Genomic DNA, 22,047 nt, shown 5'->3' on the forward strand with positions numbered 1-22,047 from the left:
CGGATACTTCATCTTTTTTTAAAAAAATTATATGAAAAGTGAGGGGGTGAGTGGATTTGTTCGTGATCTCACTGAAAAGACCCACAGCTAGAGGTCTTTCTTGTGAGTGCTCTTTGAGAGGTTTATCTCCTTTGGGGGCAAATAAAATTTAGATAGAGGTAGGTATATGAGCTTTGGTACTGGTAATAGGTTTCGTAAGAAAAAACTTGTGCTTGGGTTGAGTTCGGCTATAGCTTTTACGGTTTCTTGTGGGGCTTTGGGCGGGGAAAAACTTCTGGATTTGAATATAGAAAAGCAGGGAGTTGGTAATACACTAATGGAGCTCGGAGAGAAAGCCGGTGTGCAAATTATTCTTCCACAAAACCTGGGTTTAAGCTTTGATGCTGCAGCTATTCAAGGGAAATTTACTCTGGTAAATGCTCTTAATCAAATACTTAAAGGGTCAGATCTAAAGTATAAGTTTGTCTCTGATAGCTCTGTTTTGATCAGTGATTCTGATGATGAAGAGGAAAACTCTGAAAAAAAAGATGAAGAGATAGAAGATATTGTCGTAACAGGTAGCCGCTTGGTTCAGGATCCAGGTAAGCTAACTCGCCAGGTTACCACGATTAGTCGGGAAGAGTTGGAAGCCAGCGGTATGTCTCGCCTTGATGAATACCTGCGTCGTTTGCCTCAAAACCTTAATGCTCCAAGCAATGTGGCTTCTGGTACGTTTGAGTCCGGTGTCTCCTTTGGTCGTGGGGCAAACGTATTTGCAGGCAGCGGCGTAAACCTTCGTGGGTTGGGTGAGCAATACACGCTCATTCTGATTGATGGTCGTCGTCCAGCAAAAGGAGGGCTTTTTGGTGATGTTACCGATATCAGCTCAATCCCTATTTCTCAGGTAGAGCGTATTGAAATACTCTATGATGGTGCGGCTGCAATATATGGAGCAGATGCGGTTGGTGGTGTCGTCAATATCATTACCAACAGAAACTTTGAAGGTACAAATATTTCAATTGACATCACCAGGCCGGAAGATAATGGTGCTGAAGAGCTGAATGTAAATATTGGTCATACATTTAACTTTGGTGATAGCCAGCTGACACTCAATGGCTCTTATCAATCCCGTGAGCCACTGGTGGCTACAGATCGCAATATTCCATTTACACCTCTGCCAGCTGGCGGTCAGGGCTTCGCGCTTTCGGATGACCAGAACTTGATTCTTTATCCGTCCAGCCCCGCCAATATTGGTACTGGTTTCAGTGTTCCTCAGGTACTGATGTATGTTAAAGACGTGGATGGTGACGGCAGAACCGATAATGAGGCACTGGATGAGCGCCTCTCTGGTAGTGTTCTGATTCCTACTTCATGGGGTGGTACCACTCGCACTGATAGAGATGAGCCAGAGGGTTATATCCCTGTTTATACCCTGCAGCTACCTGAAGGACGAGACACGCTCTCACTTTACGATATCCAGGAAGACGTAAATGCGCCACTCCCTGCCGCAGGTGCTTCACAAGAAGAAACACTGATTGCTATGCGCGCCAGATTCCCGCTGGGAGAAAACTCCTATGTGCCAGGTGCAGGTTATAGCTTGTTACCTGAGGATGAAACGCTTGCAGGTAGCTTGAATTATAACTATCAGGTTTCTGACGATTTGAGCGTTAATCTGGCTGCCAGATACTCAAAGTCTACCCGTGACAGCTCAACCAGAAATGATACCCACCAATATGTAGTTACATGGTCAGTTCCTAACAACCCGTTCAATTCTAACTTCTTCTTTAACTACAGTGATGGTCTGCCTCAGACTGTTCAAGAGGTAGAAGTTGAAAATACTTCAGTATCGGGTGGCTTTGAATATGACCTGAATGACAATTGGAGTATGCAGTTCGGTTTCGGTTTCAGTGAAAGTGATAGTGTTTCTAACAGTACTAATTCTGTAAATAGTTCAGCGTTAGGCGCTGCAGTCCAGGGTAGATATTACGATTACGATGTCTATCAATACGTAGAGAATGGGCTGGGTTATTTTAAAGAGAACTTTGGCTATAACAGCTATGAAGAGTATGTGTCTAACGTAATCATTCCATTGGTTCATACCAATACTGTTACAGAGTCTACTGATATTGATATCAGTCTTACCGGTGTGGTGGCTGAGTTGCCGGCTGGTGATATGAGAACCAATATTATTCTCTCCCACAACAAAAATACGACAGACATATATTCGGAGCAGTTTTTTAGCTTTTTGAATACAGCTAATAACTATGAGGACGGTGTGCTACTCAACGAGTCAAGTGGCAGCACACGTAATGGCATAGGTATGGAGCTGTCAGCCCCATTGCTGGATACATTACTTGCAAATGTTAATGGCAGGTATGAAAAATACGATAACATTGATGATACCGCATTGAACTGGGCTGCCGGGTTTAACTGGGAGCCGGTTGAGTGGATGACTGTGCGATTGAATCGAACTTTTAGCACTATTGTCCCTGATTCAATGACTACTGGTATTCCGGCTAAATTGCGTTCTGGTAGCTTCTATCTAAGAGATGAAAATAGAGGCTATTTGCCTGGTTATCCACGGGAGACTGCATTTTATGTTTATGGTGGTAATGATAGTCTCACACCTGAAACTAATTACGGTACAACATTAGGTATTGTGGTAAGACCGTTGGAAGGGCTTGAGATTCAAGCTAATCTGACTGACTCAAATACCTTTGACCGTATTGGGATTCCCGGCGTTAATATTGCTTATACGCCTTCAGAGCTGACAGCAGAGTCGATTGCTTCGAACCCTATTCTGTATCAAGTACAAAATGGACAGGTTACAGTTGGTAATCAAACCTACACAGAATCCAGTGTGACAGCAACCTCATCGTCAATTCCTCTGATTGAAGATGCCTATGTATTTGATCGCCGTGAAATCAACTTGGGGGATGCTTCTTCTCGAAGTGCTGACTTCCAGTTGCGCTATCGTTCTTCTACTGATTTTGGTGATTGGTTCTTAACCTATACCCACCAATATATGATGGATTTTGAAATTCGCCCCGGTAATATCTGTGGTGAAGGTGTTTGCATCAGTGAAATTTATGCTTATGACTACAGGAATCGGGTGGCTGCTTATCAACCTGCGGATACCCCATTTGATCAGGTTGGATCCATTGATCGACGTCAGGTAAACACACGTGGCTATTACCCACTACCAGAGCATCGAGGCTCATTTGATGTAACTTGGTCGTACCGTGGACTCAGTGCAAATCTACAGACCACAGTTCAATCAGAAACTTCAATTATCGAAGAGGAGCGTCGGGAAGGTTTGGCTGATAATGGTGACCTGCTGTGGCGAATCAATACAAACGAAATCATCACTAAAGCAGCAACGCCTGTTAACCTTAATATTGGTTATGACTTTTCTGGTGACCTGTTTGATGCACCAAATTGGCTGAAAACCACTCGTGTCAACTTGTTGATCAGCAACTTGTTCTACGACGAATCAAAAATTAGTCGTAAAGTACTTGATCAAGAGTTTGAGCCAGATGATTTTGAGTCACTTCAATCATTCACACCATTTGGTGTTGATCCGTATGGTCGCACTTTGCGACTTGGCATTAAGACAACTTTCTAATACTGATTGATGTCTATATCACATAAAAAGGAGGCTCTTATAGCTTCCTTTTTATGTGTCAATTTTAAATTAAATCTATTTGGAGGGATGTAATGCTTAAATTGGCCTTTGGAGTGCTTTCAATCCTCTTGCTGTCTACGTCAAGCGTAAGTGCCTGTGATCAATGTGATGAGGATAAGCAAGGCAGTTCCAGTTCGCATGACGTCTGGATAACAGATATGGATGAGGCACAAAAGCTTGCCAGGAAAGAGGGTAAAGATATTTTTATGTTCTTTACAGGGTCTGATTGGTGTGGTTGGTGTGTGAAGCTGGAAAAGGAAGTCCTTTCTAAGCAAGAATTTATTGATTTTGCTTCAAGTAAATTTGTATTGGTTGAATTAGATTTTCCGGCAAAAGATGACATTATCAGCGAGGAACAACGCGCTCATAATGAGATATGGAAAGAGAAGTTTAGTCACAGTGGCTATCCTGCGACCTATTTGACCACAGCTTCGGTTGAGCGCTATGGGAAAATTGGTGGATACTGGGCTGGTGGTCCGGCGGTTTATAATAATAAGCTTGAAAATCTGTTGGAAGCTAAACATGAGGTTGAGCGTTTACTTTTCAAAGCAGAGCAGTCATCCGGGATTGAACGAGCAAAATTATTGGATGAAGCTATGAGTATTGATGGTGCAATCATTGAAAGTCGCAAAGCTTTTATTGATGAGTTAATAAGTTTGGCTAAAGACCGTGATCATGAAATTTATGTGAAGTATCGTGATATTAAGGGTGATAATGAGCTGATAGAAAAACTAACTGCTCTACGCTCCGTTGATGATGGTGCGGAAGCTGCTTTGAATTCAGCTTTGAGTCTTTTTCATGAGTACAGTTATCTTAAGGATGGGAATGGACTGTCACGGTTGATAACGGTTCTCTCAGGGGCGTTTATTAAAGTTGGTGCCTATGATAAAGGTATGAGTTTCTTTGATGATCTGGTGGCGGATAAAAGCTATTCAGTTAAGGCGCGCCAAAGGTCAATGATAAATAAAGCTTATATCATGGGTGCAAATGGAGAATTGGATCAAGCGAAAGGGTTGATAGATTCGGCGGTAGATATGGCTCCTGATCTGATTTCAAGTGGACTGAAAGACTCTATGCTTTATCACTTAAATAAAGTGAGTAAAAGTGTTGAAGATTGATGGTCTTTCTTTGGTAATAAAAAAGCCCTGCTAAGCAGGGCTTTTTTATTTTAGTTGTCCCGTCCTGAATAACGTTGACACTTTTCAATCACCGAATTGGAAAGTGACATGAAATCAACAACTAAGCGCACGCAGCAAGATTATTCCCTGGCTTTTAAATTATCGGTTGTCGACCAGGTTGAGCATGGCGAATTGACCTACAAACAAGCCCAGAGTCGTTATGGTATTCAGGGGCGATCGACGGTTTTGGTTTGGCTTCGCAAGCACGGTAGGCTAGATTGGTCCAAAGGCACACCACACTGCTGCCGCGGAGAGCGAGCAATGTCAGAGAAACCAAGGCCACTTACTCCAGAGCAACGGATCAAAGAGCTTGAACAACAGCTCGCCGAGGCCCAACAAAAAGCGGATTTTTTTGAGGCGGTTGTTGATGTGCTGAAGAGGGACTACGGAGTCAGCGTGACAAAAAAGCCTCACGGCAAGTCATCGAAGCCAAGCAAATCCCGGGACTGAGCGTCACGAAGGCTTGCCAGATCTTGGGCATCAGTCGACAGGCCTACTATCGACAGCGTCAAAGGGCTCAACAGCAAACCGTATCTTGCGAGGCCATATTGGCTTTCGTTCGGCACGAACGCCTACGACACCCGCGAATGGGCGGTCGTAAGCTCTTGTATCAGCTCAAGGCGCAAACTGACTTCACTATAGGCCGTGACAGGCTCTTTGACTTGCTAAAGCAGCACCGATTATTGGTTCACAGGCGACGTGCCTACCATAAGACAACACAGAGCAATCATCGCTTCTGGTGTCACCCCAACCTGCTGAAGGCAGGGCCAAAGCAGATGCAGGCTGCCGGGCCCGAGCAAGTTTGGGTGGCTGATATTACGTATTTGCCCGTCAAGCAGGGAGAGGCTTATCTGAGCCTGGTTACGGACGCCTTCTCACGGAAGATCGTTGGTCATCATGTGCACGGTGACCTCAAGGCGGAATCGGTATTGAGGGCGTACAAAAAGGCATTGCATGAGCGTAGTCGAGAGAGTGAGCTAATCCATCACTCAGATCGAGGGATCCAGTACTGTTCTAAGTTATATCAGGCTGAACACGAGAAACATAAGGTGCACTGCTCCATGACAGATGGGTATGACTGTTATCAAAATGCGCTTGCTGAAAGAGTGAACGGGATATTGAAGACAGAATATCTGACGGTGAAACCTGAAAATCTTGATCAGGCTGCCATCATGGTGGAAGAGTCTATAGAGCTATACAATAAACAGCGGCCACACATGGCCCTAAAATACAAAACGCCCGAGGAAGTCCATCGGGCGTTTTTAACCTGAAATAGTGTCAACCTATATCAGGACAAGACAAGTGGTTTAAGCTGTGAGCCTGCGACAAGGCTCTTTTTTACGGCTTAAACCGCTCTACACTTTTGTATCACACTGCACAAAAGTGATCCTGACAATAACGCTCAATATCCGCCGCTGTCAGCGCACTCATATTGAAAATACCGCGTGCTGTAACCGACGGAATCACAATGTGCGCCGGTTTTTTCAGGCCGGTCAGGAACGGGCCAATCAGCAACGCATCAGTGAATGAACGTACCAGGCCCAGAGCAATATTTGCGGTATCCAGGTTGGGCATTACCAACAGGTTGGCCTGGCCGGTCAGATTGGATTCGGCAAATGAGCTTTCCCGGTTGTTGGCATTGAGCGCGCTCAGGGCGTGCATCTCGCCATCCAGTTCCAGATCCGGGAACTCTTCACGCAAAATCGCTGCCGCTCTGCGCATTTTCTTGGCGGAAGGTGCATTGGAAGTACCAAAGTTGGAATGAGACAACAGGGCTACTTTCGGCTTGATACCAAAGCTCTTCACAAATTCGATTCCGGCGCGGGTTTTTTCCACAATCTGCTGTACAGATGGGTCCACGGTCAGGAAGGAGTCGGTCATAAATACCGGGCCTGATGGCAGCAGCAGCGCCTGCACGGAGGAGATATGCTGGTCGTCATCGGGTCCGAGAATCTGGTGAATGTCGCGGAAGTGGCTCAGGAAGCGGCCAACTTTACCGCAGATCATGCCGTGGGCTTCGTCCAGTGACACCATTACCGCAGCCAATGCCGAGGTGTTGGTTGTCATCAGTGACTTGGCGGCTTCTACTGATACCCCTTTGCGGCCGGCAATGGAGTGGTAGTGCTGCCAATAGCGGTCGTAGTTGTCAGCGTCCTTTGGATTGAAAATTTCCATATCTTCGCCCGGCTGCAAACGCAGGCCAAGGCGCTGGATTTTGTCTTCAATTACACGCTGGCGGCCCAGCAGAATCGGGCGGGCGACTTTTTCATCCACCACGGCCTGTACTGCCAGCAGCACGTCGTCGTTTTCGCCTTCGGCGTAAACCAGGCGACGCACAGGACCGTGTTTGGCAGCCTGAATCACAGGTTCCATAAACAGGCCGGCACGGTTTACAAATTCGTGCAGGGACTTCTGGTAGGCATCCAGGTCGGCAATCGGGCGAGTGGCTACGCCGCTTTCCATTGCCGCTTTAACCACTGCAACCGGCAGCTCTTCCACCAGGCGTGGGTCAAACGGTTTTGGAATCAGGTAATCGGGGCCGAATTTCAGCTCTTCACCGGCGTAGGCGGCGGCTACCACATCAGTGGCTTCTTTCATGGTGAGATCGGCGATGGCACGCACACAGGCCATCTTCATCTCTTCGTTAATAGTGGTGGCGCCACAGTCCAGAGCTCCGCGGAAAATAAACGGGAAGCAGAGTACGTTGTTCACCTGGTTCGGGTAGTCGGAGCGGCCGGTGGCGAGAATCGCATCCGGGCGCACGGCTTTGGCTTCTTCCGGCAGAATTTCCGGTGTCGGGTTGGCCATAGCCAGAATCAGCGGGTCGCGGGCCATGGTTTTAACCATCTCTGGCTTGAGCAGACCTGGTCCGGAAAGACCCATAAACACATCGCAGTCCACCATGGCGTCCGCCAGGGTGCGCGCTTCAGTATTGGCAGCCAGCTTCTCTTTCCATGGGTTCATATTGTCGGTGCGGCCTTCGTAAACCACGCCGGCGCGATCCACCAAAATCAGGTTTTGCTTGGACAGGCCCATACTGATCAGCAGTTCCACACAAGCAATACTGGCAGCACCAGAGCCGGATACGACCAGTTTGATGTCTTCAATCTTTTTGTTAACGATGCGAAGACCGTTATAAACCGCAGCTGCGGCAACAATGGCGGTACCGTGCTGGTCGTCGTGGAAAACCGGGATTTTCATGCGTTCGCGCAGTTTGCGCTCAACCAGGAAACACTCAGGTGCCTTGATATCTTCCAGGTTGATCCCGCCGAAGGTGGGCTCCAAGGAGGCGATGGTGTCTACCAGCTTGTCGACATCGTTTTCGTCGATCTCGATATCGAACACGTCAATATTGGCGAACTTCTTGAACAGTACCGCTTTACCTTCCATCACCGGCTTGGACGCCAGCGGGCCGATATTGCCCAGTCCCAGTACGGCAGTACCGTTACTGACTACACCCACCAGGTTGCCGCGGGAGGTAACCTTGGCGGCAAAGTTGGGGTCCTCGACAATTGCTTCACAGGCGTAGGCCACGCCTGGCGAGTAAGCCAGAGAAAGGTCCCGTTTATTGGCGAGCGATTTAGTAGGTTGAATCTCCATCTTTCCGGGCACCGGTTCGGTGTGGTACCGCAAGGCGCTCTCTTTCAGGGAATCACTTTTTTTTGCGTCGGACATGTGCGCTCCGTCAACTTCTGGCTGTCGAGGTGAATACAAATAAGGGCGGCTATTGTGGCAGCTTGTAACAACTATTTGAATGCCTTGAAAGGTTCTTTTTGGCCACTAAGTTGGTAAAAAAAGACTAGTACGATTGGCAGAGTGCGGATTAGTAAGGCCAATTTGGTGGTAGACGATTCTTGCTCCAGTGATAGTATGAGAAGCTGTCGAGGTAGGGAGTTTGATGTACGTCTGCCATCGATCACTGAAACAATAATCAAACCGGGAGTTTCTGTGCGCAGAGTAAAAGGAAGCCGTTTAGGCTGGTTGTTGTCGCTAGCGGGTCTTGGGCTGTTTGGCATGGTAGTAGGGACATCCCTTGCTGAGGGTGATGCCGCACAACTGTTTAAGAAGCACAGTGAGCATATCTACCAGATCCGGTTGATAGATCTGGCGGCAGAAAAGAAGTCGGCACTGGGGAGCGGATTCCTTGTTTCCAGCGGTGGGGTGTTGGCCACTAACTATCACGTTATTGAAAGTGCCATCAGCAACCCCGACAAATTCCGTATTGAATACCTTGGCACAGACGGTTCCAAAGGGGAGTTGAAGCTACTGGATGTGGATGTGATCAACGACCTGGCACTATTGAAGTCTCCACAGTTGACGAGAGCACCGTTTGAGCTGGCTGCCCAGGAACCCCAACAAGGCGAAACCATCTACTCACTCGGCAACCCCCACGATATCGGTTTTACGGTGGTACCGGGTACCTACAATGGTATCAGTGATAAAAGTTATTACCGCCGCATACACTTTTCTGGCTCCATTAACGCGGGTATGAGCGGTGGTCCAACCCTGGATTCACAGGGCAGGGTGGTGGGCATCAATGTCTCCACTGCTGGCAATCAGATCAGTTTCCTGGTGCCAGTGGCTGCACTTCAGGCTTTGCTTGCCGAAAATCATCTACAGCCCGATCAAAATATGAAGGCTCGTATACGTCAGCAACTTTTCGATAATCAGGATGCTTTGTACGGAAGCATGTTGGCTCAGGAGTGGCCTACCCAAAAACTCGGAGAGGCGAATGTACTGGCGGAAATGGTGCCTTTTGTGAAGTGCTGGGGCGGGTCGACCGATGAAAAACGCCGTTATGTGCAAGTAAGCAGCACATGTCAGGGGGATGAGTATGTTTACCTCAACCCGTTTTTTACCAGTGGAACGGTCAATTACCAATTCTTCTGGATGGAGGCCGGGGAGCTGAATCGCTGGCAGTTCTATAGCCTCTATGAAAACCTGTTTGGCGGTTTTGTGCCGGATAATCGTGCTGGTGAAAACGACGTGGGTGAATTTTCGTGCGATGAAAAATTTATCAAGAGTGACAGTGGCGGTCAGGAAAAAGTGGCAATTTGTACACGAGCCTATCGCGAATACCCCGGATTGTTTGACGTCATGTTTATTGGTGCCAGCGTTCATTCCAATGATAAAGCCTATGTGCGCCACTTCAGCCTGGCGGGTGTTTCACGTGAAAACAGCAAAGCCTTTATGAAAAAATTCATGGAGACCACGGCATGGCAGTGATCATAGAAATTCGCCGTCGTGGTGGACAGCTGATTGAGCGATGTCGCTGCGATGCCGGCAGTATTCGTGTCGGGCGATCATACGATAACGACGTAATCGTTGATGACCCATTTGTCAGCCCTCACCATGTTCGGCTCGACCCCTGTGAAAACGGCTGGAAAGTAGTCGATCTGGAAAGCCTGAACGGTTACCGGATTAAAGCCAATGGCCGAACTGCAGATCGGGATGTAATTTACTCTGGTGAGAAAATGCGCCTCGGTCATGTAACGCTGCGCATTTACCACACTCACCATGCCGTGGCTCCGACCCTGAAAGTGAATGGACTGGAAAGCAGCCTGAAAATGCTGGGCTGGCATCGAGTCTGGCCGTTTGTATTAATGGCACTTCTCGGTAGCTCGTTGCTGGAGTTCTATTTCCGGTCGGTGGCCGAAGTGGAGCTGATGGATTTACTCAGTGCCGCATTGGATGAGTTGGTTACCGTAGGCTCTATCGCATTCTTGTGGGCATTGGCGGGCAGGGTTTTTCGCCACCAGCCGAGGTTTTTCTGTCACTTCTCTATGTGGTCGCTTTACGCAATCCTGACCCAGATTTCGGACAGCTTTGCGGATTTCCTTGCCTACAACTTTGGCAGCGACAACGCCAAGCTGATTGTGGACACTGTATTACAGGTTATTTTGTTGGCTTTGGTGGTTTGGAGCAGCCTATCCTTGGCGTCCAATCTGCACGCGAGAGGACGATTCTGGTCGGCTATCAGTGCCAGCCTGGTATTTCTGTCCCTGCAATTTGTTGATTTTTGGCAGTTTGAGCAGTTCTTCCTCGGTTCGCCGGAATACCAGAGTGGCCTCAAGCCGCCTGCGCTCACCTGGGTGGGCAGTAGTTCACCGGAGCAATTGATGGAATTTGCTGACGGGCTCTTTGACGAGGCGGAGCAATCTGCCAAAGAGCCTGTGGAGTAGAAAGACGTTATTCTTTGTCTGGAGTCTGTCCTGACGGCTGGCGAATCTGTTCAACCAGATTTTTAGCCAGTTCGTTGGGCACTGGAATGACCAAGTGATATTGGGCAATTTTCCAGCCGCCTTCCGTTTTGACCAATACCCCCGTACCACGGCAAACCCCGTAGTTTTCGTTATCCAGCATTTCATCAAACCAGGCCGTTTGTTGATCTTGTGACAGATAGATATGACGACTGGTGGAGGTATATGTCCATCCCTTGCCCTGATCAAAATAAGGCTTGGCAAAGGCTTCAAACTCTTTCTTGCTCCAGCGTTCGCTGGCATCTGTTCCAATGAAAACGGCTTCCTCGGTTAGCAGATCAAAGTACTTTCCACCATGGGCTTCGGACGCGGCTTTGTGGAAGTTGTCGAGCACGATTGAGACGTGCTCCTCGCAGGCATTGGCGGTACCGATTGCAAAACCCAGAAACAGCAAGGCAACTTTATGTAACACGGTCTCTCTCCGTAAGGGGGGGTGTGACCGAAAAGCCTATCATGGTTTCGGTGTCTATCAAATCTGTCTGTGTGACAGGCCTTGGCCCTTGATGAGTCAAATAATTGAAAAAAATGGGGGGGGATTCAGTTCTGAGGTGTCTAGTGTGTAGAGATAAATTATATTTAGAGGGTTAATGATTGAATCTCAGCAAGTCGAGAACAAACGTGGTCGAGTTCCCCTCCAGATCGTCTGAAACCAGGAAAAAGCTGCTGGATCGTCTCTATGATGATCATGGCAATGCGCTACGGTCTTTTGTTGGATTAAGAATGGGTGGGCACGTCGACGCTGATGATGTCGTGCAGGATGTCTTCACCAAGCTTGCCCAGATGGATAACTTAAAAGGGGTGCTCCCTTCAGAATATAAGTCTGAGCGGGCATATATTTTCCAGATGGCAAGTAATCATATTATCAACCTGTATCGATACAGATCTGTTCGGAGAAGATATTCTGATCCAGAGGCCGTGGAAGAAGTTTGTGATTCCGTTGAGGAGCGAAGTCCCGAGCGTATAGTGTTGGCACAACATGAGCTCGAAGCGGTTCGCAAGGCCATTCAAAAATTGCCGGAGTCGTGTAGGCAGGCCTTTCTACTGTGTAGATTTAAGCAAAATACTTACCCCGAGGTTGCCCAACAAATGGGGGTGTCGGTAAAACAGGTTGAAAAGTATATGCAGAAGTCATTGATAGTAATCCGTCGTGTTGCTAAGCGACTCAGGGAGGCGGAGAAATGAACATTGAATTTGCAGAACGCAAAGCGGCTGCTGATGCAGCTCTGTTGCTGCACGGTACCCCCAGTGACGAAGAGATGGCCAGAATTGAAAGTGCCAAAAACCAGTCAAAAGAGTATGCGACTTATTTAAATGAGTTTTTAGTTGTAAGTGACTCACTTGAAGGTCTGCAGGACGATAAGATCCTGCTGTCCCAGCTTAACGTCGTTACTCGAAAAAAATCGTCAAGTCACATTAAGAAAGTTAGCTGGATGGTTATTGCTGCCTCCCTGTTGGTGACGGTGGCTACATCCTTTCTTTGGACAAATGAGCCGGTAAGTCAGGCGGAAATGTCTCGCTACGTATCCAGGGTTGGTGAGCAAAAACTCATTGAGCTTGAAGATGGTTCAAGCGTGATGATGAACACGGGAACCGAGATCATTGTCGAAATGACGGATCAGCATAGAGCTGTGATACTCAATCGTGGAGAGGCATATTTTTCAATTGCTGGTGACCCTGAAAGACCTTTCAATGTATCGGTGGGTGATCGTTCAGTAACGGTCCTCGGTACAGAATTTAATGTAAAAAAGCAAAATAATGGATTTATACTAGCGGTAAATGAAGGGTTGGTGGCGGTTCATGCTGAGTACGAGCCAGTTAATGCTCAGTCCGAACAAATAAGTCTTGATGTTGATGATGGGGCAAGAATGCTGGATCTTCAACAACGTCGGTTTGGTGCCGGAATGGTGGCTGAATTTAATGTCGACGAACGTATGACCACTGTTTATAAGCCGGAAAGTATCAAAAAGTTTGTAGGTTGGAAGTCCGGTGTTATTCGGTTTGAAGGCGTACCGATGTCGGAAGTGGTAATGGAGTTGAACCGCTATTCAGGTAAGAAAATCTTAATCAAAGATCAAAGTGTGTTCAATATCATTATATTTGCTTCCGTAAATGTAAATAATATTTCTGAAGCTATAAATATGCTTGATGTGGCTTATCCAATTGATGTTATTCACCAGTTTGATCAGATAGTCCTGGTTTCACAAAAAGATAAATAAATGCCAAATAAAAAAATATTAGGGTGTTTTTTGCGCTCAGGTGTCTAGTGATTGGGATCTGTAAATGCTCACAGATATCCAATTGCGAAAACAAACGTATAAAAGGTAGGTATGGTTTATGAGTATTCGCTATAACAAATTTAAACCTAAAAAAATTGCTGTTTCGATCGGTGGAGCCTTGGCTATCATGCTGTCTGCTGCAGTCCATGCAGAAATAAAGGATGTTGATCTGAAAATTGACAGTAAATCAGCAGGTAAAGCTATTCTTGATCTTGCTGAGCAGACCGGCAGCCAAATTGCATTTCCAAGTGCACTTAACACCAAACTGATTCTGCCTGAAATTCAAGGCCAATATACAGTTACTGAAGCACTTGACTTTATGCTCCAAGGTACTGGCTTGGTGTATCAAGTGCTTTCTGACAGTTCAATCGTAGTGAAAGAAGGTGAAAAAGAAGCTTCAACTTCTGAATCAAAAAAAGAAGAACCAGTAGAAGAAATTGTTATAACCGGTTCTCGCCTTATTACTGATCCAGGTAAATTAACCAGGCAGATTACCGTTTTTGATCGTTCAGAGATTGAGAGAAGCGGCGCAACAAGACTTGATGAATTTCTTAATCGCTTGCCTCAAAATGTAAACGCTCCCAATAATATCGGGTCAGGTTTTCAAATGGGTAGCTCCGCTCCGACAGACTTTGGTGTGGGTGCTAATGTTTTCGCAGGAAGCAGTATCAATCTGCGTGGCATGGGTTCCCAGTATACGTTGATTCTGGTCGATGGCAGGCGCCCGCCGTCGGGGGGGCAATATGGTGATATTACCGATATTTCAAATATCCCTATTGAGCGGGTTGATCGCATAGAAATTCTGTTTGATGGTGCTGCCGCAATTTATGGTGCTGATGCTGTTGGTGGTGTGGTTAATATTATTACCAATCGAAGCTATTCCGGTACCAATGTCAGTTTGACTTATGGTGACACCACAGAGGGTGGTGGTGCCCGTACCAATCTCAGTATTGGTCATACTTTCAATTGGGGTAGTGGTTCTGCAACCGCAACGGTTGGCATGCAGTCTCAAGAGCAAATTGATGGCGCATCTCGGGATAGTCGCCTTGCAGATACTCTAGCTTATAGTTTGCCACCGTCCTCTCCTGGGAATGTTTCAGGTCGCGGGGTAGTGAATTATCGAGTAACAGATTTGCCTCTTTTCTGGGTTAAAGATGTTGACGGCAATGGTGATACACTCAACCAGTCACTGAATGAACGCCTGACAGGTGGCGTTGAAATTGCGGTGCTGGAAAGAAGAGCTGCCTGGATAAATGGGGTCCCAAATTATGAGTATGTTGAGACTACGGCAATAGTTGATCGCCGGAATCCGGTTTTACCATCTACTCAGACAGCTTTGGATCCGTTGCCGACAGATCCAAGTCTGGATGGTTATAGGCCGGTAATGGCTGCCCAAATTCCAGAGGGGGCTGGCTCCGGAACCACGATCTATGATTTTAGCGATAGTGAAGAGCTTGGGGAGAGTGAATATATTCCTTTCCAGGGTATGGCCCTCACTCCTGAAGATAAAACTCATTATGCCAGTTTGGATCTGGACCAAGATATTAACGAAGATCTAAAGTTAGCTCTCTCTCTGAATTACAGCAAAACTGAAAAAATCAGTAATACCAGTGGTAATACTAATCTTTATTCTGTTGCTGCCAGTGCAAGCAATCCGTTTGTGCAGGGTTTAACTTATTCGTTTACTAATGCTTTTCCTCAGCAGTTTCAGCTGGTAGATCAGTCATCCATGGGTGTTTCAGGGAATCTTCTCTGGGATATTAATGATACCTGGCGTTCCAATCTGGGCTTTTCCGTAAGCAAAGGAAAGAATCGCTCCCAGTCGGTCAACCAGATTCGCAGTCGTCAGACAAGTACTGCCAGATCACTGGAAGAGATTGAGCCAAACCTGGGAGATCTTTTGAATGGCTATAGCTATTATTACGATGAGAATTTTGTAAGACATAATGTTGATTTGGGAGTTAGTTTCCTGGATCCAAATCTGGGTTACGATAGCCCGCAAGCCCTTGCTGCAGCTCTGGCAGACCCTGATCTATTAACGGTCAACAACTCAACTAATCGGGAAGTTGATTTGAACGTACAGGGAACATTGTTTGAAACTTCCGCGGGAAGTGCGACGACTAATATCTTTCTTTCTCACCGAGTAACTGAGAATTCATTATTTAATAGCAACAAATTTTATAGTAACGATGGCCTGTTAGATGGTAATGGATTTGGCCAAATTATTACGAAGTATGATGTTGAAACAGAGCTTTCAACTAATTCTGTGGCAGCTGAATTGGCTGTTCCGACGGTTAGTGAAGATATGGCTGTACCATTTGTGAAAGGACTTCTGTTTAACGCCAGTGCTCGATATGAAGATTATTCAACTACAGAAGAGTCAGGACTCAATTGGCAGTTGGGCATGAACTGGGAAGTGAATGACTGGATGACCGTTCGACTAAATCGAACGTACAATTTGGTTGTTCCCGATGCTATGAAGTCCGCACTCCCGGAAAGCTTTTATAGAACGTCCCTCAAGCTGTGGGGGGATCCTGACGATTTTGCAACCCGATATACTCATAGCTCTCCCTTGTGGACCTTGAACGGGGGTACGGATAACCTGAAACCAGAAACAAACTATGGAACAGCACTGGGCTTTATTTTCACTCCGACTTTTGTTGATGGCTTGAGAATTCAGCTAAACCTGACCGAGTCAGAAACGCAAGATCTTATCAGTGCCAATGGTATGGGTGACCCTGGAGCGATTGGTCGCTGGACTGCGGATTACATTTCGCCAGAGAATATTGCGTTGAATCCGGCACTCTCTATTGCTGATCCTGAAAATAATCCTGACCATCGATTGTTTTATTACACCAGTACGGGAACTCTTATTGAAGTGGCTCCCGGGGATATTATTTGGGATAACCGTGCAGTTAATACGGGCATGCTATACAACCGCGGAGCTGACCTTGAGGTAAGTTATCATCTTTCCAATACTTGGGGAGATTGGTATTTGTCATGGCGACATCAGTATCTGGATGCTAATGAAGTCACCAACTCAAGTATTTGTCAGGGGGGCGTGTGTGACACAACGCAAGAGCTTGATGGTATGGCAGTGGATACTGTTGATACAGTCGACCGTTATCATACGCAAAAGTTTGCATTGCCCGAACACAGTGGCTCGGTGGATTTAAGTTGGGGGTATGATGGACTTACTGTTTCATTGTTTACCCGTTATCAGGAAGAGACGTCAATTCTTAAGTTTCGAGAGTGGAGCCGTATTGATAATGTTGTTTATTACAATTACCCCAGAGAAACAACAAGCCCAGCCAAATCGGTTGATATGACAGCCAGTTACGATTTTTCCCATGGGAAAGGTTTGCCCTCCATGTTTGAAAGTATGAAGGTTAGTTTATCGGTGGCGGGGGTATGGCGTAGCGACCGTAAATTCAAGAGAGAGTATGTCTCGCAGGAATTTACGCCAGAAGCTAATCCTCGCGGCGAGTTGAACAGGAGTAGTTATAATGCTCGTGGTCGAGCATTTACTCTGAGGGTAAGCAGCTCGTTCTAATTCAAGACATTAATTGTCTAATCAGGATCTGGCAGTGAATGAATATCACTGTCAGATCCCCCTCCACTTTTAAATATATTCAACTTTTATGATGTGGCAAATGACCGCAGGGTCTTGCTCAATCTGACAGAGGGAAATTTATGTGGTTTATAAGGTTTATTGCTGTATCGCTATTGCTGATTGTGGGTGTTTCTGCTCAGGCGGAGACCAGCCGTGATGAGTTTGCTTTGATTCGCGGGAAGATATCGACTCCAGTAAAAGATAATAAAATTGAACTTAAAAAAGCGGTAGATGGTGCTTTAAGTATTCATACTATCACGCCTGTGGATGAGCAGGGATATTTTGCTTTTATGGTTCCGGTCAGCTCTCCGGGGTTTTATCAGATTAAATATGCGGATTACAAGCAAAAACAAATAGTACGCCTATATCTTGAGCCAGGTTTGGATCTTGATTTGAATATTGATGAAAACTCCTATCAAGTATCTGGTGATAATCTGGGCTATAACGAATTGGTGATGAAGTGGAGTAATCAGTATCAAAAATTCAGCAAGTATATAACTCTCGGTGCCAACGTCACTTATGAAGATTTTTATCCTTTTTTGGAAAGTGAAGGACTTTTGTTAGGGGCGAAATTTATCGAAGGAGTTGATACCGGAGATAAAGATTTTGATGAACTAATGAAGTTGGCAGTCAGGACGGATGTCGAGGGGGCATGCTATCGGTTTTTTATGTTGCCAAGAACAAAGCATCCTGACAAAGAAAATTATCCGAAAGTTTATAAGGATTGGAAGCAGGAGAATAAATTTAGTAATCCACTCTTGCTTGAATTGGGGGGCGGGCTGGATTTGGTTAAGTCCTATTTCCAGTTTTGGAACATGAAAGATGGATTGTTGCAGCCAAAACCGGCGCTTGATAATGCCATGAAATCTATTGTGCCAGAGCGATTGAAAGAGGTATTTCTTTTTGACCAGTTCTCTCGCTATAAAACTCGAAAGCCGCCAAAGGCGCAGTACTACGATCTGGTGGAATCAGTCCGTCAATATATGGTCTCGGATAAAAGTAAATCGTTGTTAGTAGAGCTGGAAAAAGAGTTTCATAGTCAGGTTGGCCAGCCCGGATTCAATTTTACATATCAGGACATTGATGGAAACCCGGTCTCTTTTGAGTCTTTTAGAGGTAAGGTAGTTTATGTTGATGTATGGGCGACCTGGTGTGCCCCATGTAAAGCTGAAATTCCTCATCTTAAAAAGCTTGAAAAAGAGTTGCACGGAAAAGATGTTGTATTCGTCAGTATCTCAACCGATATGGATGAAGAGGCCTGGCGAGAGTTCCAGGAGGAAAATGATATGACTGGTGTTCAGTTGTTGGCAGATGACGGGCCACAGTCTGGCATTTCCAAGACTTATGAAATTAATTCGATTCCACGTTTTATGCTATTTGATCGTGAGGGTAAAGTTGTTGATACCAACGCCAGACGACCTTCAGCCCCTGAATTGAAAGGGGAGTTATTGGATCTGATCAATCGCCAGGTACAGTGATAACCAGTTAGTAGAGGCATCCATCCATCTACTTTTTGTGTTCTTTTGGGGCTCCGCGGGAGCCCTGTTTTTTTAATGACGGATTTAGTCTGTCTGTTGAAAATGACAGCAGTCCGGGTCTCAGTTCAGGGTTGCCAATGGCAACATTGGTGGGAATTTTCGAGAAAGTTGTTTTGCAATAACTATGCTGAAATGCTGTTTCAAGCAGTCAACAAGTATTGTGACCCCGGTATACGATTGTTGAAATCAAGAGCTACCAGATTAACCAATCCAGCAGGGTTTGGGTTCTAAGAGTCAACACTTTTTCCGAAAATCGTGTTGCAGGACTATTGGAATTCAAGCGCCTGGATTCGTGCGTTATTGACCAAGTCTGACAATTCAACACGCGCCTATCAGGAAGTTACCTCCTTGTAGTGAATTAAAATTGTCAGTAGCAGTGGTGGGGTGATTGTTAAACCAGCCACCCACCCAGCTCACGCCAGCGATTCACAATCCCACAAAACAGTTCCGCTGTACGCTCGGCATCGTAAGCTGCCGAGTGCGCTTCCTTGTTGCTGAACTCAATATTTGCCGCTTCGCAGGCTTTGGCCAGAACGGTTTGCCCGTATGCCAGGCCGCCTAATGTGGCGGTGTCAAAGCAGGAGAAGGGGTGGAAAGGGTTGCGTTTGATGTCGCAGCGCTCCACGGCCATATTGATAAAGCCAAGATCAAAGTGGGCGTTGTGGGCGACGATTACCGCGCGTTTGCAGCCTGCGGACTTCACCGCTTTGCGTACTTTCTGGAAAACCTGGGTCATCGCATCGAGCTCGGGGAGCGCATTGCGATTGGGGTCGTCCAGTTTGATGCCGGTAATGTCCAGTGCGGCTTGCTCGATGTTGGCGCCTTCAAATGGCGCCACTGCACAACTGATGGTTTCGTCCGGCATCAGCCAGCCTTCCTCATCCATGGTCAGGGTAACGGCGGCAATTTCCAGCAGGGCGTCGGTGTCTTTGTTAAAGCCACCGGTTTCTACATCCACCACAACCGGCAGAAAACCGCGAAAGCGCGATGCGAGCAACGGCTCAAAATCGTCCATGTTGAAAGCTCCTCGCTTAGACCATTTTCCAGTTGAGAGTGGTGCCAGCGGCCAGTGGAATCATCTCTTCTTCGCCAAGGGCGACAGACTCCGGCAGCTGCCAGGATTCGTTCACCAGAGTGATGGTGTCGCTGTTGCGCGGCAGGCCGTAGAAGTCGGGGCCGTGGTAGCTGGCAAAGCCTTCCAGCTTGTCCAGTGCGCCAGCGCCGTCGAATGCTTCGGCGTAGAGTTCGATTGCAGCATGGTTGCTATAGCAACCAGCACAGCCGCAGGCAGTCTCTTTGCGATGCTGGGCGTGTGGTGCCGAGTCGGTGCCGAGGAAGAATTTCGGACTGCCACTGGTGGCGGCTTTCAACAGCGCTTGCTGGTGAATATCGCGCTTGAGGATCGGCAGGCAGTAAAAGTGCGGGCGAATGCCGCCAGCCAGCATGTGATTGCGGTTGTAGAGCAGGTGCTGCGGCGTGATGGTGGCGGCAACATTGTCGCCGGCAGCAGCTACAAACTCAGCGCCTTGCTTGGTGGTGATGTGTTCGAGCACCACTTTCAGGCCGCTGAAGGTATCGACGATTCCGCGCAGGTGGCGGTCGATAAACACTGCTTCGCGATCAAAAATATCGATATTGCTGTCGGTCACTTCGCCGTGCAGCAGCAGTGGAATACCCGCTTCCTGCATTGCTTCAAAGGCATTATAGACACGACGCAGGTCAGTCACGCCGGAGTCGGAATTTGTGGTGGCGCCGGCCGGGTAGTACTTCACTGCCTTTACAAAGCCGGAGTCAGCAATGGCGCGAATGTCGTCGGCGCTGGTGTTGTCGGTCAGGTAGATCACCATCAACGGATCCCAGTCGCTGCCTTCCGGGCGCTGAGCCAGAATGCGGTCGCGATACGCTGAAGCCTGCTCTACCGAGGTTACCGGTGGCACCAGGTTGGGCATGATAATGCCGCGGCCAAAGCAGCGTGCTGCATCGGGAACCGTGGTGGTGAGGGCTTGATTGTCGCGAAGGTGCAGGTGCCAGTCGTCCGGGCGAGTGATGGTCAAAGTGCGCATGAAATTCTCTACAGTCGATTACGGTGCGAATGCTACCGGAAATGGCCTGATGATGACAGTACAGAGCGTCTGGAAAACAGCATGAATAGCTTATGTAATCCGGAAAAACGTCTTCTGAATTGGAAGTGGCTGGATCTCGGGCAAATCCGTAAGGTATTTTGCCTGTGAATTTGCACTCAAGAGGTATAGAATACGCGCCCCTAAATCCACCCTTCTTAGAGGAGACACCGTAAGTGTCCGCAATAAAGAAAGTTGTGTTGGCCTACTCAGGCGGCCTCGATACATCCGTTATCGTCAAGTGGCTTCAAGAAACCTACCAGTGTGAAGTTGTAACGTTTACCGCCGATCTCGGCCAGGGAGAGGAGGTGGAGCCGGCTCGAGCCAAGGCTCAGGCGCTCGGTATCAAAGAGATTTACATTGACGATTTGCGCGAAGAGTTTGTTCGTGACTTTGTATTCCCGATGTTCCGCGCCAACGCGATCTACGAAGGGGAATACCTGCTGGGTACCTCCATCGCCCGCCCGCTGATCGCCAAAAGATTGATCGAAATTGCCAACGAGACTGGCGCAGACGCCATCTCCCACGGCGCTACCGGTAAGGGTAACGATCAGGTTCGTTTTGAGCTGGGTGGTTACGCCCTGAAGCCTGGTGTGAAGGTCATCGCCCCGTGGCGCGAGTGGGACCTGAACTCCCGTGAAAGCCTGATGGCATACTGCGAGAAACATAATATCCCGGTGGACTTCTCCGGCAAGAAGAAAAAATCCCCGTACTCCATGGACGCCAACCTGCTGCACATCTCCTATGAAGGTGGCAACCTGGAAGACCCATGGTGGGAGCCTGAAGAGGACATGTGGCGCTGGTCTGTTGCTCCTGAGAATGCTCCGGATCAACCTACCTACATTGAACTGAAATATGAAAAAGGCGATGTGGTAGCTATCGACGGTCAGCCGATGACTCCTGCCGAAGTGCTGGCGCACCTTAACAAGGTGGCTGGTGCTAATGGTATCGGTCGTCTGGACATCGTTGAAAACCGCTATGTGGGTATGAAGTCCCGCGGCTGCTACGAAACCCCGGGCGGCACCGTACTGCTGAAAGCGCACCGCGCCATTGAGTCGCTGACTCTGGACCGCGAAGTGGCGCATATGAAAGATGAATTGATGCCACGTTACGCTAAGCTGGTATACAACGGCTACTGGTGGGCTCCAGAGCGCAAGATGCTGCAAGCCGCCATCGATGAAACTCAAGACGTTGTAAACGGTGACGTTCGCCTGAAACTTTACAAGGGTAATGTCTCGGTCGTAGGCCGTCGTTCGGATGACAGCCTGTTTGATGCCAGCATTGCGACTTTTGAAGATGACGAAGGTGCTTACGACCAGAAAGACGCAGAGGGCTTTATCAAGCTCAACGCTCTGCGTCTGCGCATCGCCGCAGGTAAAGGCCGCTCTCAACTGTAAG

At 47.5% G+C, this 22,047-nt stretch carries 14 protein-coding genes; 10 read left to right on the forward strand and 4 right to left on the reverse strand.

Translation table 11 applies throughout. The features are described from left to right. Window positions 1-166 precede the first annotated feature (166 nt). The 3 genes from QP938_03905 to QP938_03915 all read left to right on the forward strand — a co-directional run bounded on the left by QP938_03905 (window position 167) and on the right by QP938_03915 (window position 6,113). Complete coding sequence (locus QP938_03905; GenBank protein WIO75061.1) at window positions 167-3,604, forward strand: TonB-dependent receptor; 3,438 nt, start codon at window positions 167-169, stop codon at window positions 3,602-3,604. Window positions 3,605-3,696: 92 nt separating this feature from the next. Further along, on the forward strand, window positions 3,697-4,782 hold the full coding sequence (locus QP938_03910) for a thioredoxin family protein (GenBank protein WIO75062.1): 1,086 nt from the start codon (window positions 3,697-3,699) through the stop codon (window positions 4,780-4,782). A 108-nt stretch (window positions 4,783-4,890) separates the two neighbouring features. Then, window positions 4,891-6,113 (forward strand): IS3 family transposase gene (locus QP938_03915; GenBank protein WIO75063.1). Its coding sequence is split into 2 segments (ribosomal slippage): window positions 4,891-5,242 and window positions 5,242-6,113, totalling 1,224 coding nucleotides; the frame shifts between segments, so codons are not numbered across the junction. Window positions 6,114-6,210: 97 nt separating this feature from the next. On the opposite strand, the gene QP938_03920 is transcribed toward QP938_03915, so the two are convergent. Continuing rightward, window positions 6,211-8,517 (reverse strand): NADP-dependent malic enzyme, encoded by a 2,307-nt coding sequence (locus tag QP938_03920; protein WIO75064.1) that lies wholly within the window; start codon window positions 8,515-8,517, stop codon window positions 6,211-6,213. Window positions 8,518-8,790: 273 nt separating this feature from the next. Here QP938_03920 and QP938_03925 point away from each other — a divergent pair, with 273 nt between their 5' ends. Beyond that, window positions 8,791-10,068, forward strand: coding sequence for a serine protease (locus QP938_03925; GenBank protein ID WIO75065.1), 1,278 nt, complete (start codon window positions 8,791-8,793; stop codon window positions 10,066-10,068). After that, window positions 10,059-11,024 (forward strand): FHA domain-containing protein, encoded by a 966-nt coding sequence (locus QP938_03930; protein ID WIO75066.1) that lies wholly within the window; start codon window positions 10,059-10,061, stop codon window positions 11,022-11,024. The genes QP938_03925 and QP938_03930 overlap by 10 nt, the downstream gene beginning before the upstream one ends. A 7-nt stretch (window positions 11,025-11,031) precedes the next feature. Here QP938_03930 and QP938_03935 read toward each other — a convergent pair whose 3' ends face one another. After that, window positions 11,032-11,514 carry a nuclear transport factor 2 family protein gene (locus QP938_03935; GenBank protein WIO75067.1) on the reverse strand — a complete coding sequence of 161 codons (483 nt, stop codon included), beginning with the start codon at window positions 11,512-11,514 and terminating at the stop codon, window positions 11,032-11,034. A 179-nt stretch (window positions 11,515-11,693) separates the two neighbouring features. On the opposite strand from QP938_03935, the gene QP938_03940 reads away from it, so the two are divergent. From QP938_03940 to QP938_03955, 4 genes are all read left to right on the forward strand, one after another. After that, the gene (locus QP938_03940; GenBank protein WIO75068.1) at window positions 11,694-12,284 is read left to right on the forward strand and encodes a sigma-70 family RNA polymerase sigma factor; all 591 of its coding nucleotides are present in this window, start codon (window positions 11,694-11,696) and stop codon (window positions 12,282-12,284) included. Beyond that, window positions 12,281-13,318, forward strand: a complete 1,038-nt coding sequence (locus QP938_03945) for a FecR domain-containing protein (GenBank protein ID WIO75069.1) — start codon at window positions 12,281-12,283, stop codon at window positions 13,316-13,318. The genes QP938_03940 and QP938_03945 overlap by 4 nt, the downstream gene beginning before the upstream one ends. A 118-nt stretch (window positions 13,319-13,436) precedes the next feature. After that, on the forward strand, window positions 13,437-16,931 hold the full coding sequence (locus QP938_03950; protein WIO75070.1) for a TonB-dependent receptor plug domain-containing protein: 3,495 nt from the start codon (window positions 13,437-13,439) through the stop codon (window positions 16,929-16,931). A gap of 140 nt (window positions 16,932-17,071) precedes the next feature. Continuing rightward, complete coding sequence (locus tag QP938_03955) at window positions 17,072-18,469, forward strand: TlpA disulfide reductase family protein (GenBank protein WIO75071.1); 1,398 nt, start codon at window positions 17,072-17,074, stop codon at window positions 18,467-18,469. Between the two features lie 451 nt (window positions 18,470-18,920). On the opposite strand, the gene rnt is transcribed toward QP938_03955, so the two are convergent. Both rnt and pyrC read right to left on the reverse strand, forming a co-directional pair. After that, window positions 18,921-19,544 carry a ribonuclease T gene (gene rnt / locus QP938_03960; protein ID WIO75072.1) on the reverse strand — a complete coding sequence of 208 codons (624 nt, stop codon included), beginning with the start codon at window positions 19,542-19,544 and terminating at the stop codon, window positions 18,921-18,923. Window positions 19,545-19,560: 16 nt separating this feature from the next. Further along, window positions 19,561-20,592 (reverse strand): dihydroorotase, encoded by a 1,032-nt coding sequence (gene pyrC, locus QP938_03965; protein WIO75073.1) that lies wholly within the window; start codon window positions 20,590-20,592, stop codon window positions 19,561-19,563. A 233-nt stretch (window positions 20,593-20,825) separates the two neighbouring features. On the opposite strand from pyrC, the gene QP938_03970 reads away from it, so the two are divergent. Next, window positions 20,826-22,046, forward strand: coding sequence for an argininosuccinate synthase (locus QP938_03970; GenBank protein WIO75074.1), 1,221 nt, complete (start codon window positions 20,826-20,828; stop codon window positions 22,044-22,046). Window position 22,047: the final 1 nt, after the last annotated feature.

This window comes from Porticoccaceae bacterium LTM1 (assembly GCA_030252795.1).
GTDB lineage: Bacteria > Pseudomonadota > Gammaproteobacteria > Pseudomonadales > Porticoccaceae > SCSIO-12696.

Coding starts and splice junctions, on each gene's coding strand:
- QP938_03950 (WIO75070.1), top strand. CDS start 13,437: ATGAGTATTCGCTATAACAAATTTAAACCTAAAAAAATTGCTGTTTCG.
- QP938_03945 (WIO75069.1), top strand. CDS start 12,281: ATGAACATTGAATTTGCAGAACGCAAAGCGGCTGCTGATGCAGCTCTG.
- rnt (WIO75072.1), bottom strand. CDS start 19,544: ATGGACGATTTTGAGCCGTTGCTCGCATCGCGCTTTCGCGGTTTTCTG.
- QP938_03920 (WIO75064.1), bottom strand. CDS start 8,517: ATGTCCGACGCAAAAAAAAGTGATTCCCTGAAAGAGAGCGCCTTGCGG.
- QP938_03930 (WIO75066.1), top strand. CDS start 10,059: ATGGCAGTGATCATAGAAATTCGCCGTCGTGGTGGACAGCTGATTGAG.
- QP938_03910 (WIO75062.1), top strand. CDS start 3,697: ATGCTTAAATTGGCCTTTGGAGTGCTTTCAATCCTCTTGCTGTCTACG.
- QP938_03905 (WIO75061.1), top strand. CDS start 167: ATGAGCTTTGGTACTGGTAATAGGTTTCGTAAGAAAAAACTTGTGCTT.
- pyrC (WIO75073.1), bottom strand. CDS start 20,592: ATGCGCACTTTGACCATCACTCGCCCGGACGACTGGCACCTGCACCTT.
- QP938_03955 (WIO75071.1), top strand. CDS start 17,072: ATGTGGTTTATAAGGTTTATTGCTGTATCGCTATTGCTGATTGTGGGT.